Raw genomic sequence first — 12705 nt, 5'->3', positions numbered from 1 at the left:
CGATTCACAGCGACGCGCACAACGTCGTCACGAAACTCACGCGGATAGGGCTTGGGCATGATGACATCCTCTCAGCAGCACCTCACGGCACCACAGATCAGGTGTCACCTATCCGTGCAGCAGACCCTTGACCTTCCGCTGCACTTCCAGGCGCGCGGCGTGCACATGCTTCTTAAGGTCTTTGAGTGTGGCAGCGTAGGTGTCGGGCACCAGAACACTCATCATGTTGTCCACCGTAGGGGTGAGCGCCAAGAGTCCAACGGACCGTTGGACAATTGATCCGCACCGCTCCCCCGCCACCAGCCGACGCCGCCACTGATATTCGTAATTATGTCAGTATGACCGAGGATTGCCGAAGGATACGCTTCACTCATGACCCCCAGTGAGGCCCGATCCCGTCTGTTCGAGGATTCCTGGGACAGGCTGGCATGGGTCGAGCGACAGATCGAGGAAGTTCGTGTTCTATGCGAACCCTGGTTGCAGTTGCCCCGCAAGGCAACGATGACCGTGTACATCGATGAGGCTGCCGCTCTCGCCGACCACCTCGAGTTCATAGTTGATGTGAAGCGACCGCCGCCCTCTCCGCCAGAGGTGAATTTCCTCATCGGCAACATCGTCACGGATGCCCGCTCCTGCCTGGACATGGCGATCCAGGCAGTCTGGAACGCGTACGAGCTGGGACGCGGCGGCAGGAATCTAGTTCAGTTCCCTCTCGAGGATGACTTCGCTCAGAAGGCGCGAGGCAACAGGCAACTCAGCAGTTTCATGGAGCGGTTGGACAGCCGTTTCGCGGAGGTCATCGAACGAGCGCAACCCAACTACCACGGCGGCATGGTCGATATCCCGTCAAACCTGGCTGCGATCTTCATCAACAAGCTGTCGAACGCGAACAAGCACCGGAACATCACACCTGCTGTGGTGCAGCATGTCCTCTCATCGACAGGCACGAGTTTGGATGGGATTGCTCTGTCGCTCGTGGACGGCGATGAGCGACCGGGCATCCCGCCTTTGCGATTCGCGCTGGATTTCGACGGCGGGCAGCATTCGGAGCACGACGCACGGACCTACATCCAAGAGCTCGAGCATGGTCGCTCTCGAGCATTGAGTGTTCACATCAGTCAGCGTCTTGTAGTCGATCGGCAGGAGATTCCGCTTTACCCACCCCGCTTCGGCAACCAGCCAGTTCCGTGGCGCACGGAACTGGTAGAGCTGCTGCAGGGCGTCCCCCGCTACGTGCGAAGCACGCTGCGCAATCTGGATCTCGTGCACGCCGTCATCCAATCAGGCGAGGATGACTTCTATTTCCTCGAGTAGCGGTGTGACCGCATCGGGAGAGCGCGCTGTCGGGCCCTATACCCGGACCCGAGTTGAGACTACTAGAACTTATTAGCTCCAATAGGTCTAACTGTCGGGTGAGGTGTCAAGCGCGAGCTCTTCCTCGAACGCCCGGGCGATCGTCTCTTCGTCCGGTAGCGCCTTCTGTGCTTCCGCCGTGAGCTCGTACCTACTCACTGCGACCGGCTGGGCGGCACCAGCGAGCGCATAACGAACGACGGTGTCGTTCTTGTCGGCGACGAGCAGTATTCCGATGGTTGGCTGGTGCTTCTCGGTGATCCGGAGGCGGTCGTCAACGAGTGCAACGTAGAACCCGATCTGCCCGGCATCTCGTGGCTCGAACTTGGTGACCTTGAGCTCGATTACGACGTACCTCAGCTGCTCGACATGGAAGAACAGCAGGTCGACGAAGAAGTCGTCGCCGTCGACATCAAAATGCACCTGGCGGCCGACGAACGCCAGGCCCGGTCCGAGCTCGCGCATGGTGTCGAGGATTCGGTCGAGCATGCGTTGCTCGAGTTCCCGTTCGGACGCGCTGCTGTTGATCGCGAGGAACTGCAGTGCGTACGGGTCCTTGGTAATCTCCTGAGCCTGCTCAGAGTCGAGTTGGTCGAGCGCGCCGGCGAAATTGTTCGGGGCGGCTGCCTCCCGTTCATGTAAGCGAGTAGTGATCTGGTGCTGGAGTACAGGTCTGCTCCATCCGTGGTGAGCGTCTTTCGCGGCGTACCAGTCGCGTAACTCCTGGTCGTCCAGCTTGTCGAGCAGCTCGATCACGTGCCCCCACGGCAATTGTCCAACGGGCCGTTGGACGATTGAGTCTTCGTCGGACCAAGCCTCCGCGAAGCTGCGCATGTAGAAGAGGTTCGCCCGAGAGAACCCCTTCATCGACGGGAACTCGTTCCGCAGATCGGAGGCCAGGCGGGTGAGGACCTTCGACCCCCAGCCCTCCTCGGCCTGTCGTTCCAGGATTGTGCGTCCGATACGCCACCAGAGATGCAGAAGCTCGTTGTTGACCTTCCGCTGCACTTCAAGGCGTGCAGAGTGCACGTGCTTCTTGACGTCGTCGAGCGTGGCGGCGTATGAGTCGGGCACCAGATCACTCATCATGTTCTCCACCGTAGGGCTGAGCACCAAGAGTCCAACGAACCATTGGACAAATGATTCGCGCCGCTGCTCTGCACGAAGCTCGCGGCCTCTGAAGCGTCGAGGTCTACCGCGCGGCTGGAGAGCCCGCGTCGCTTGCCTGCTTTGCGATCCATTCAGCAACGTCGGCGGGGTCGGCGTTAGGACCGAAGGGCGAACTGAGCGTCTTGCGGCCTCCCTCGATGTCGAAGGTCCAGATTACGGGTTCGACTTCCCCGTCTATGGATGCGGTGTCCGGCGGATCGTCGGCTCCTCCCCTCCGGCCGAGGTTGATGAAAAGTGCGCCCGTATAACCCATGTCCGCGTCTAGCTCGACGGGAAACGGTAACCGCTCGGCGACGGCTCGCACCACATCGTCAAGATTGTGATCGCGCTCTGGCGTCATGATGCCGCTCGGCTCCGCGATCGGCGGGCGCTTGTGGACGGCTGAGAAAGTTGTCCAGCGCTCGTCAGTTCCCGGTAGCGGGAGAATAGCGCTCGGAGGCGGTCTGCGTCTGTCGTCGTTCGTGCACGCCCAGCAATCAGCTTGTCGACGACGCGGTCTAGTCGCCGATGTGCGTCAAGGAGGGGTGTTGGGATTCCGTGCCTCTCGTACAACCTCGCGAGTGAGGTGTTGGGGTACTGCGCCCTCGCCGCGAGTACGTCTTGGCCTGCGGCGATCAGGTCCGAGCGTTGCGTAGCGGTGAGAGCGGGTAGCGGGAAGGTGTTCCAGGTGAGCAGCTTGTTGAATCTCAAGCGGGATTCCAAGCGCCCTCCCACGACACGCTGCCAAGTGATGAACATGGAGGAGGAGATCACGGCGAACGCCACCCCTTGCGGGTCCGGGGCGATGAAGTTGGCATTCGAGGCAATCACTTCAGGGTCGAAATACCCCGAAGGGAAGTACTCGCGGTCCTCACTGACATGAATAGGAATACCGAGGTAGCGGGTCGTCGGTTGCGACAGCTGACGGAAGAGCGTCGGGCGGCCGTACTCGCGGGTAGCAGCGGCTCGGCTGTTCGAACGGAAGGTCTCGACCGCTTCTACCCGAGCCGTCAGAAGTGGACTGCGTCGGAGATCACCGGGCTCGAGGTCGGTCAGCCAGAGACACCAGCGGTCCTCATTGTGGATGAGTTCGCGGGCGCCGATATAGCGGCGTACGTACTTCGCCGCTATCGGGTCTGCGAGGAAGGCCGCAATGGCGTCGGGTTCTATGAGAAGGTTTCCGTCATCCGTGGGCTTGTTTCCGTAGGCAACGGGCGGAAGTTCAGGGGCAAGCGGTGCTGTGCGCCCGTGCACAGGCCCTGTCTCCACCTCAACAAGGTAAGGGTTGATGTTCGCAACTGTCCGTGAGACAGGTTCCCCGGCAACGGTCGCGTACTCGAACAGGGTGTGCGTTCGGGGTTGCTTAGCTATCCCGATCACAACGACGTGCACCTGTGCTGCGCCTCTGGCCTCCGACTGCCACGCAAACGTCTTGTGCGCGAACGCGATCTTGTAGCCAGCGGCGAGCACATAGTCCCAAAGCGGAGCGACCTGCTCTCCCTGGGTGATGGAGTTCGTTGACACGAGAGCGATCGGCACGTCATGCTCGACGCCGTAGTCGACAGCTTTGCGATACCAGCCTGAGACGTAGTCGAGAGTGCCGTGATAGCCCCTCCCCCAAACCGTCTGCAGCTCGGCAGTCTGTGTCGTAGTCCGCAGAGAGATGCCGATGAAAGGCGGGTTACCGAGAATGTAGCTGCACCGTTCGGGAGATAGCACACTCCCCCAGTCCATGGTCATCGCGTTGCCGACGGCGATCGTCGCAGTCGCGCCAATCGGGAGCCGGACGAAATAGCGGCCGAACGCTGCGCCCACTGCCACGTTGGCAATGTGGTCGACAAGGTGCATGGCGGTCTCACCGATTCGAGCCGGGAACTCCTCGATCTCAATGCCAAAGAACTGCCCCGGGGTGACCTTGATCATCGTCTCGATGTCGGTCACCTGCGCGGTGGGGTGCCAGCGCGGGTCGGCGTCTCGGAGCGCCAAAAGTGTTTCCAGCTCGAGGCGACGCAACTCTCTGAAAGTGAGAAGTAGGAAGTTGCCGACGCCGGCTGCCGGATCCAGAAACGTAAGCGAGGCGAGCTTGTCGTGAAACTCGCGCAGGCGGTTCATCCTGCCGACGCTGGCCGTTCGGGCTCGTTGGAGGTCCGCTTCCAGCTCATCGAGGAATAGTGGCCGGATGACGCGCATGATGTCGCGTTCGCTGGTAAAGTGCGCACCCAGCGACCGCCGCTCGGGCGCGGTCATGACGTTCTGGAACAACGAACCGAAGATAACAGGGCTGATGCGGGACCACTCAAACCCGCAAGCGTCCAGCAGAGCACGCCGGATCGCTGTGTTGCCAGACCATGAGCGAAGGCGCTCAGAGAAGAGGGAGCCGTTCACGTAGGGAAACTCGACAAGTGTGGCGTCGAGGTTGGCCAGCCGGCTGTGCTCGTTTGTGTCAAGCAGCTCGAAAAGCTGGTTGATGCGAAGGCCTAGGTCAGAACCGTCCTCGGCGGTCTTCACATCAATGAAGTCCTCGAAGAGGCGGTGTGCCCATACCCCGGTGTCGTCGGCAAAGAGGCAGTAGAGCAAACGCACAAGAAGGACACGCGTGTCGTGCGCCGGGTAACGAAACGTGAGGAGCTCGTCGTGGATCGTGGCAAGCAGCGCTGTGGCCCGAAGGTTCGCCTCTTCCTCCGCTTCGAATACCGTCGAACGGGTATGGCCGGCGAGGAACGCGAACATCTCGACGCGCGCCGGAAGCTCCTCGAGCGAGAACCGAGTTTCCGACCCAGTCTCCGTGTCCCGCACTACGAAATGTTCGAAGTCACACACCACGAGCAGGCGGGGCAAATCGAGGTCGCTGACCGACGGGAGATAGTCCACCAGCTGATCCATTGCCTCGTCGAGGTCGAGACCGGCTGACTTGTGCTCCACCCCGATGTGCCGAGGCCACAGCAGGTCCACGAAGCCATGATTACCGGTGCTGTACCGACGAGCAACGTACTCGAACACCGCCCCCACCCGCCGGCGGCTGATGCCGAAGATCTGAAAGAACTCGTTCCAGAACGTGTCCTTCTCCGCGCGCTCTCGCCGCTCCCCTGCCCAGTCCGTTGCAAAGGCCGCCGCGTTCGCTCGGATGTCCTGCAGGGTTGCCGTCAACGCCGCTTCACGAGTCATACCTAGATCATGGCTTACCTCGACGACCGCGCGTGGTCGCTGAGGTGTCCGCAGGATCGCTTGCGTACTGAAATTTGATCCTCGAGCTCAACGGTTTTGGCTGAGCAACGCGATCTCAACGACGAACGCTGCATCCGGCCTCGGACACAGCGTTCGCGCAGCGCCCGCAGCGCGGCGGCGGGCTTAGAGCGGCGGGAGGCTGTCCAGGTTGTTCTTCGTGGTTGTGTCAGCCGTCGTCTTGAGGAACTTGTACCCTCTCGCGGTCTTTGCGACGATGACGTTCGCCCGCCGCGGGCACATCACGTAGAACGTGTTGCTCCCGGCCTCGACCGATGACACGACCTGGGCCACGGTCCAGACCCAGCGCCCGGTCACGCCCACGTGGGTGATGTCGCCCTCTCGGTTCTTCCGAACGTTCTTGATCTCTGCATCTGCCATGTTGCTTCTCGCTTTCACTATTTCGAACCGGATCTGGTTCGCTGTTGACTCTCAAATCGCTGTGTAGCAGCTCGCTCCGTCAGCAGCGGCGGGGAATGGCCGGACGGCACACATCCCCGCCGCTGCTGCAGCGACTAGCCCCGCTCGGTGAGGCTCGTGTTTGGGTGTCGACGCGCAGCCGCCCGAGAAATGAACTGTCCCGAGACAGCGCTGCGGTAGTGCGTTCCGCTGGACCGGTTCGCTCCTCCTTCCGTCACGCTCGTGCGCGGGTGCCGCGCTGCCGCGGCGTTGGAGATGTACCGACCACTGATGGAGCTGCGATTTGCCATGATGTTGGCCCTTCGTGTTGAGACGTCTGCAGGTCTTTACCTGCATTGCTTAGCAGTCTAAGCAGACATGAGGCCCGGATGCAACTTGTTCAATGCAAAGCTTGGCGAACTGCGCAAGAATAGAACCATGACCCCTCGAGCCGCTCAGACCACGAATGACCTCGGCCCCTATCTCAAGAGCGCACGACGCTCCGTTGGACTCACGCTCCGAGACGTCGAGGCGAAGACCGACATCACGAACGGCTACCTCTCTCAGATAGAGAACCAGCTCATCGCGAAACCATCGCCAAACGTCCTCTTCCAACTTGCAGAGCTCTACGGAGTCGAGTACTCCGACTTGCTCGTAAGAGCCGGCCATCGGGTGCCCACCGCGGTGTCCGGTCAACGAGCGGAGCTACTCAATGGCATCCCGCTACGCGCCCTCGAGGACCTCACCGAGACAGAGAAGAACGACCTAATGGACTACTTGAAGTACCTCAAGAGCAAGAGGTAAGTGCGATGGTTGATGGCGCCGCTCCCAAGGCGAAGATCCGACAGTATGCGAAAGGCGCGCTCAACGCGGCCGGCATTGAGGATGTCTCGCGTGTTCCCGTGGATCAGGTCGCGGCCGCGGTCGGGCTGCATCGAAGAGACCTGTTCGAACTTGGCGAGGAGATGCCTCGACGTTTCCGGGATGTCATGAGCAAGCTGAAGGGTAAGGTTCTTGGCCTGCTCGCGATCGAGAAGAGAGAGTACTTCGTCGACAGGACCGTCCCGATCGCTCGGCAACGGTTCACAGAGGCCCATGAGATCGGCCACGACGCACTGCCGTGGCACGAGGCGGCATTCTGGGGCGACGACCACACCACGTTGGATCCTTCTACGAAGAATGTCTTGGAGAGCGAGGCGAACCAGTTCTCAGCAGAGCTGTTGTTTGGCGCAGGCCGCTTCACCAAGCAAGCCGATCAGTATGCGCCAGGTCTTGAGGTCGCCTTGTACCTAGCCGCGGAGTACGGTGTTTCCGCGCACGCAGCTATACGAAAGTATGTCGAGGACAGCGAGCACGCCATCGCAGTGCTCGCGCTTGGGCAGTACCCAAGTCAAGCGAGGGCTGTCAGACATATCGACGCCCAGAGCTTCGAGTCTCTCCGATTCGTCAAGCGTTACGGACGATTGAGCGCCATGCTCCGACCCTTTGTTGGGGCCGCCACGTATCCCGAGCTCGAAGCATTGCTCGCACTACCGACCGGAAGCGCACCGCCGTGCGAGATTGTCCTCGACACAGCGCGCGGGTCTACTCGATTTACCGCAGAGGGGTTCACCAACGGTCGCCTAAACTTCGTCGTTCTACACAAAAAGAGTCGACTGGACGGTCAGAAGCTACGTCTGATGTCAGTCGATGGATTCGAACTTCTGCCCGCCGGCTGAGTCCAGATTGCGTGAGGCACCGCGGCTGGCGCGTTGGCAGTGTCATTGGTTGAGTGCTCGGCGCACGCTCGACGCGCCGACACCCAGCACCCTCCCAATGCTGTCCCAGCTCTGCTGCTCGGCGCGCATGCGTTCGGCAGTCGCGATCCGTTCGGGCGTCATCACGCTCGGGCGGCCTCTGACGCGCCCCTGGCTGCGTGCGTAGTCGAGGCCGCGCTGCGTGTTCTCTCGAATGGTGTTGACGCGGAGTTGCGCGAAGACGGCGACGATGCCGTAGAGCGCTCGGCCCATCGGGGTGGTCGTGTCGATTAGGGGTTCGGTGAGGCTGACGATGTTGACCTGGCGGGCGTCGAGGTCCTGGAGCGTTTCGATCAGGATGCGCTCACTGCCGGCAAGGCGGTCGAGCCGACGGACTTTGAGGGTGTCCCCCGGTCGCAGGTAGTCGAGACAGGCGTGCCACTGGGGGCGGTCTGTGACGCGGCTGGATTCGCCATGGTCGACGAACACCCGATCGCAGCCGGCGGCGCGCAGCTCGGCTTCTTGCGCGTCGGGGTTCTGTTCCCGTTTCGAGACGCGGGCGTATCCGACTTCGTGTGCCATGCCGAAAACGGTACCGCCTAGGTTCCGGCGCGTTTAGGTTTCGGCAGGGGGTTTCGGCAGATGGTTCCTCGGCGTGTCGAGCGCCTGATTGTCGATGTTGCCTAGTCCACCGAAAACGATCGTTTGCGGCGGATGGGCACCGAGCAGGTCCTGTTCGTGAGGGATACTGCTCTCGAGCGAGGCGACGCCACTTAGAGAGTTGGTTTTTCCGCCTGTCCCGAAGAAGCGGGAGTCGGATTGCGCGTCCCAGAACTGGGATTTGCTCTCAGACGCGCGGGCCTCGAGCGCTCCTCGGCCTGGTGGGATCATCGGGATAGGGGCACTATCGAGATCGACACAGTGTTCCGGCTCATAGGAGGTTCGTGATGACTGCACGATCGGAAGACTCTCAGCCTGGTCTTCGCCCTGTTGAGCTTGGCGAGGCGGACTGCTGGGAGCTATTCCGGACGACGCAACTCTGCAGGCTCGCCTTCACCGGAGCGGACGGATTTCCCGACATCCGACCGGTGAATCATCTCGCCGTCGACCGAAGCATCTATATCCGGTCAGCGGTGGACTCGAAGTTCCTTGCGGTCGCTTCTCAGTCCCGAGTCGCGGTCGAAGTCGACGGTGTCAACGACGCGGATTTCTGGAGTGTGGTGGTCCGAGGAGTTGTGGAGCAGGTCACCAGCGAGACCGAGCTGCACCGTGTGGGAGTCGAGCACTTCAAGTCGTGGACAGCGATGCCGAAGCTGTTCGTGCTGAAAGTCACCGCCAGCGAGATCACCGGCCGCCGGTTCCCGAAGATCACGCGCCCCACTCCCCCGGTCTACGCCGTACCGGTCACGGAGACAGCGCGATCGCGACACCAAGAGCTCCGGGGTGAGCGGCCTGCCCCCATCCCTCACTTTCAGCCCCCGCCGCAATCGTGAGGGCATCGTCAAAAGTCACCCTGGCGCGTATGGACTTTTGGCCATAGTGCATTAGCTACAAGTCCATATCGGCGTGTTTGGCGCGTCTTTGTATCTGCACCCCAGAGGAGGTGCTGCGGCGATGCCGATCTGACAGAGTGATGACGTCTCCCGACGGTGGGTTGCGCTTTCTCGCACTACCTCTGGGGAGTCGGTGAGCCGGGATCTGGGGATACCGGAAGCAGTCAGCGCGTGCCCTCCGCTTCGCGGAGTGAGATGTCGGGTCCCCCTCATACGCCCCACGCATGAGGGGGATCGACTTTTCCGCAAACCCCTCCCGAAAGGGACCGGCGACCTCCGCGAGCGCTGTGGTCCGTGCAGGGTCTCCGGTAGTGCCCGAGGATGCTGGGACACCCCCAGTAGGCCGAGATAGTTCCGAGCGCAGAGCGCCGGAAGAGGGGTTGATCCCTCGCGGGGCATCCGCTATCGCCACCCAGGAGCGCACTCGTCGTCGCGGAGCTGGTTCTGACCATTAGCGCGCAGCCGCTATCCCGCGTGCTACTCGAATAGCTCCCCTGAAGACCCTGTCACATCTTCACCGCGCCACTCCTGGCCGAGAATGGTCTTGCGGGACCTCGGTGATGGTGGGAGCCTGGCTTCGCGTCTACGGCATCGATGGGTGGGGGCACCCTTCTGGGGACCGGAATCTTCGACGCGGTCGGGCGGTTGCTCTCTCCCCCCTAGAGTCTTCACAACCGCCCGATCACCCTACCGTGTCGCATCACGGCTTCTCTGGCCGCGAGACGCGTCTGCGCGCACTGGTTTCACGGCAAACCGGCGTGCGGCGTCGGTTTAATGTGCCGCTATGGTGAGCCTACGGCGACTCTGCACTATGGGCCCTCCGACGACCCGATTCACCTCGAGGACCGCGCTCTCGCGCATTTGAAGACCTGTTCTCGGGCTACCCGGTCACCTAGCGCGTCGCGGAAGCGGCGCTTTTTTTGTACCCAAAGGAGCAGTCATGACCAATGTCCCCCTCTCTGCCGCAGCGGTCGAGACCCCCCAAAGTCTCGATGTGAGGGCGCAGCTCGAGCAGCGCCTCCAGGAGCGTCAGACTCTTCTGGTCGAATTGGAGCCTCACGCGATTCCGACCATCGACCTTGTCGCGTACCAGACAGCAGCGGCGCATCGCGTCGCGATCAGGCAGATCAGCGCGGCTCTGGATCGGCTGGACGCGGGCACGTACGGTCAGTGCGTGCGGTGCGGGAGACAGATCGCGCCGGCACGCCTCGAAGTGGTCCCCCATGCATTTGCCTGTATCGAGTGTCAGAACCATGCCGAAGCCGCGTAGTTGTAAACCGATCGAGATCCCTTCGTGTCCGCCTGACCCGAGAGGAATCCGTGCGTTCGTCGTTCGTCGAGGATTCTGGCACTCGGGACCGTCGTCGGAACAAGGTGATGCCCGGTTCCGTGATCAGAAGCCGCCTGGAGGGGCTCAATCCCTTAGGCGGGATAACGACCTCAGCCGGGCGATCGCTGCCTGATTCGCCTGCAGGGTGGGCGTCGATCACGCCGCGCACATCTCTAGAGCAACCAGATGGGAAATCAGATGTCAATCAAGCGCCGGTGCAGCGCGGCCGCAATCGGCGGAGTTGTCGGGACCGCAATGATGCTCGTCGGGTGCGCGGGGATACCCGTGGACGTCGATGGCACTCTCCACGATGCTCAGGGTGGCGACCTGAGTGTAGGAATCACTCACAACCCACCGTGGACAGACACCACCGACCCCGACAAACCATCCGGGGAAGATGTGCGACTGGTCGAAAAGTTCGCCGAGTCGATTGACGCGACCGTTGTGTGGACAGAGGGAAGTGAAGCCATCCTCACCGATCAGCTCCACTCGGGTTCCCTCGATCTTGTTATCGGCGGGTTCACCGATGACACTCCGTGGACCGACAAGGCGGCGATCACTGCTCCCTATGACGACGAACACGTCGCCGGAGCAACGAAGAAGCATGTGATGTTGACCGTCCTCGGTGAGAACCAGTTCCTGACGACACTGGAAACCTTCCTTCTCGAACACGGAGACGACAAATGAACACGGCGCACCCAGCCCTGCCCCCCGCGCAACAGAAGACGCTGCGTCGCGCGATCCGGATCGAATGGTTCACAACCGGCTTCCTCGCCGTCGCCATCACTGGAGTGAACCTCGTCATGGGCAGCTCGCAAGCCATGAAGGCCGCATGGATCGAAGACCTGCTGTCTTTGGCACCCCCGATCGCTTTCCTCCTAGCGGTCCGCATCATCACCAAACCCCCGTCCGCCAAGTACCCCTACGGGTTCTTCCGCTCGGTCGGGGTCGCGCACCTCGTCGCCGGCGTGGCCCTCTGCGCTATGGGCGCCTTCTTGCTGTTCGATTCCGTGATCGGGCTGATCAGCGGCGACCGGCCACCGATCGGTTCCGTTCAGCTGTTCGGCACCGTGATCTGGTCCGGGTGGGTGATGATGGGCGTGATGGCACTGACCATCCCCCTGCCGATCTACTTCGGCCACGTCAAGATGCGCCTGGCGAAAGACCTCCACAACAAGGTCCTCTACGCCGACGCCGACATGAATAAAGCCGACTGGATGACCGCGGCCGGCTCCATCGTCGGCGTCGGAGGCATCGGCCTAGGGTACTGGTGGGCAGACTCGGCCGCAGCAACATTCATCGCCGGCAGCATCCTCTGGGATGGGCTACGCAACACCCGCGCGGCGATCACCGGCCTCATGGACACCCGCGCCACTACGTTCGATGATCACAAACCACACCCCGCATCCCACGCCGCTCGCGAGTACCTCGAGACACTGCCGTGGGTCCGGGAGGTGGCCGTGCGCGTGCGGGACCAGGGTCAGTTCTTCCACCTCGAAGCGTTCATCGTCCCCGTTGACGCCGCGATGCCCTCGTTGGTCGATCTGCGCGCGGCGCAGCAGCGATGCGAAGAGTTGGACTGGAAACTCATCGACGTCGTCCTTATCCTCACCACGGAACTGCCCCAGCACCTGAGCAGCACGAGCGCCGATGACCACGAACGGAAGACTGTTTCCGACGTCACGTCCGATGATACGGTTCGATCCTCGGGTAACGCACTCAAGGGCGCCGCGGCTCGCTGGCTAGCCCTCGGATAGCGGCGAAGCACTGCTTTCTCACGTCACACAGGTGCGAGCAATCGGAGTGCCAAGCTCCGCCGTCGGCGAGTTCTGACGAACGTTATCGGTGGGGTTCCCAGGTAGGTCTCAAGACCTGCCGATGACAATCGATCTCGGCCGGACGGGTCCTGGTGCACTAGGACGGTTTCCCGGGCGAGCACATTCCACAGACTGCGACCAGCACC

General features: G+C 61.8%; 12 protein-coding genes. 7 read left to right on the top strand and 5 right to left on the bottom strand.

What is annotated here, in order from left to right:
- Window positions 1–372 precede the first annotated feature (372 nt).
- Window positions 373–1314, top strand: coding sequence for a hypothetical protein (locus RN51_RS07820; protein WP_045263478.1), 942 nt, complete (start codon window positions 373–375; stop codon window positions 1312–1314).
- An 87-nt stretch (window positions 1315–1401) separates the two neighbouring features.
- Here RN51_RS07820 and RN51_RS07815 read toward each other — a convergent pair whose 3' ends face one another.
- From RN51_RS07815 to RN51_RS07800, 4 genes are all read right to left on the bottom strand, one after another.
- The gene (locus tag RN51_RS07815; RefSeq protein ID WP_082066516.1) at window positions 1402–2442 is read right to left on the bottom strand and encodes a PDDEXK nuclease domain-containing protein; all 1041 of its coding nucleotides are present in this window, start codon (window positions 2440–2442) and stop codon (window positions 1402–1404) included.
- 103 nt (window positions 2443–2545) lie between these two features.
- Window positions 2546–2863, bottom strand: a complete 318-nt coding sequence (locus tag RN51_RS07810) for a hypothetical protein (protein WP_045263477.1) — start codon at window positions 2861–2863, stop codon at window positions 2546–2548.
- On the bottom strand, window positions 2860–5667 hold the full coding sequence (locus tag RN51_RS07805; protein WP_045263476.1) for a DNA methyltransferase: 2808 nt from the start codon (window positions 5665–5667) through the stop codon (window positions 2860–2862). The genes RN51_RS07810 and RN51_RS07805 overlap by 4 nt, the downstream gene beginning before the upstream one ends.
- Before the next feature lie 183 nt (window positions 5668–5850).
- Window positions 5851–6105 (bottom strand): DUF3892 domain-containing protein, encoded by a 255-nt coding sequence (locus RN51_RS07800; RefSeq protein ID WP_045263475.1) that lies wholly within the window; start codon window positions 6103–6105, stop codon window positions 5851–5853.
- 456 nt (window positions 6106–6561) lie between these two features.
- Between RN51_RS07800 and RN51_RS07795 the strand changes: the two genes are divergently transcribed.
- Both RN51_RS07795 and RN51_RS07790 read left to right on the top strand, forming a co-directional pair.
- The gene (locus tag RN51_RS07795) at window positions 6562–6927 is read left to right on the top strand and encodes a helix-turn-helix domain-containing protein (RefSeq protein ID WP_045263474.1); all 366 of its coding nucleotides are present in this window, start codon (window positions 6562–6564) and stop codon (window positions 6925–6927) included.
- A gap of 5 nt (window positions 6928–6932) precedes the next feature.
- Window positions 6933–7841: an ImmA/IrrE family metallo-endopeptidase gene (locus RN51_RS07790; RefSeq protein ID WP_045263473.1), complete on the top strand. Its 909-nt coding sequence runs from the start codon at window positions 6933–6935 to the stop codon at window positions 7839–7841.
- A 42-nt stretch (window positions 7842–7883) separates the two neighbouring features.
- Here the strand turns inward: RN51_RS07790 and RN51_RS07785 are convergent, their stop codons facing one another.
- The gene (locus RN51_RS07785) at window positions 7884–8441 is read right to left on the bottom strand and encodes a recombinase family protein (protein WP_045263472.1); all 558 of its coding nucleotides are present in this window, start codon (window positions 8439–8441) and stop codon (window positions 7884–7886) included.
- Between the two features lie 365 nt (window positions 8442–8806).
- Here RN51_RS07785 and RN51_RS07780 point away from each other — a divergent pair, with 365 nt between their 5' ends.
- The 4 genes from RN51_RS07780 (at window position 8807) to RN51_RS07765 (ending at window position 12499) form a co-directional block, all read left to right on the top strand.
- The gene (locus RN51_RS07780; RefSeq protein ID WP_045263471.1) at window positions 8807–9352 is read left to right on the top strand and encodes a pyridoxamine 5'-phosphate oxidase family protein; all 546 of its coding nucleotides are present in this window, start codon (window positions 8807–8809) and stop codon (window positions 9350–9352) included.
- 1000 nt (window positions 9353–10352) lie between these two features.
- Entirely contained in the window at window positions 10353–10682 is a 330-nt protein-coding gene (locus RN51_RS07775) for a TraR/DksA family transcriptional regulator (RefSeq protein WP_082066513.1), read from the top strand.
- Between the two features lie 258 nt (window positions 10683–10940).
- Window positions 10941–11429 (top strand): transporter substrate-binding domain-containing protein, encoded by a 489-nt coding sequence (locus tag RN51_RS07770; protein WP_045263470.1) that lies wholly within the window; start codon window positions 10941–10943, stop codon window positions 11427–11429.
- On the top strand, window positions 11426–12499 hold the full coding sequence (locus tag RN51_RS07765) for a cation transporter (protein ID WP_082066512.1): 1074 nt from the start codon (window positions 11426–11428) through the stop codon (window positions 12497–12499). The genes RN51_RS07770 and RN51_RS07765 overlap by 4 nt, the downstream gene beginning before the upstream one ends.
- Window positions 12500–12705: the final 206 nt, after the last annotated feature.

It is taken from the genome of Microbacterium oxydans, from assembly GCF_000956405.1.
Lineage (GTDB): Bacteria > Actinomycetota > Actinomycetes > Actinomycetales > Microbacteriaceae > Microbacterium > Microbacterium oxydans_C.
Note: the sequence above shows the minus strand (reverse complement) of the source record. Positions and strands in the feature narration are given on the sequence as shown.

What these genes read in the sequence shown, in the direction of transcription:
- RN51_RS07765 (WP_082066512.1), top strand. Translation starts at nt 11,426, where the DNA reads ATGAACACGGCGCACCCAGCCCTGCCCCCCGCGCAACAGAAGACGCTG.
- RN51_RS07780 (WP_045263471.1), top strand. Translation starts at nt 8,807, where the DNA reads ATGACTGCACGATCGGAAGACTCTCAGCCTGGTCTTCGCCCTGTTGAG.
- RN51_RS07810 (WP_045263477.1), bottom strand. Translation starts at nt 2,863, where the DNA reads ATGACGCCAGAGCGCGATCACAATCTTGACGATGTGGTGCGAGCCGTC.
- RN51_RS07775 (WP_082066513.1), top strand. Translation starts at nt 10,353, where the DNA reads ATGACCAATGTCCCCCTCTCTGCCGCAGCGGTCGAGACCCCCCAAAGT.
- RN51_RS07795 (WP_045263474.1), top strand. Translation starts at nt 6,562, where the DNA reads ATGACCCCTCGAGCCGCTCAGACCACGAATGACCTCGGCCCCTATCTC.
- RN51_RS07800 (WP_045263475.1), bottom strand. Translation starts at nt 6,105, where the DNA reads ATGGCAGATGCAGAGATCAAGAACGTTCGGAAGAACCGAGAGGGCGAC.
- RN51_RS07805 (WP_045263476.1), bottom strand. Translation starts at nt 5,667, where the DNA reads ATGACTCGTGAAGCGGCGTTGACGGCAACCCTGCAGGACATCCGAGCG.
- RN51_RS07820 (WP_045263478.1), top strand. Translation starts at nt 373, where the DNA reads ATGACCCCCAGTGAGGCCCGATCCCGTCTGTTCGAGGATTCCTGGGAC.
- RN51_RS07815 (WP_082066516.1), bottom strand. Translation starts at nt 2,442, where the DNA reads ATGATGAGTGATCTGGTGCCCGACTCATACGCCGCCACGCTCGACGAC.
- RN51_RS07785 (WP_045263472.1), bottom strand. Translation starts at nt 8,441, where the DNA reads ATGGCACACGAAGTCGGATACGCCCGCGTCTCGAAACGGGAACAGAAC.
- RN51_RS07770 (WP_045263470.1), top strand. Translation starts at nt 10,941, where the DNA reads ATGTCAATCAAGCGCCGGTGCAGCGCGGCCGCAATCGGCGGAGTTGTC.
- RN51_RS07790 (WP_045263473.1), top strand. Translation starts at nt 6,933, where the DNA reads ATGGTTGATGGCGCCGCTCCCAAGGCGAAGATCCGACAGTATGCGAAA.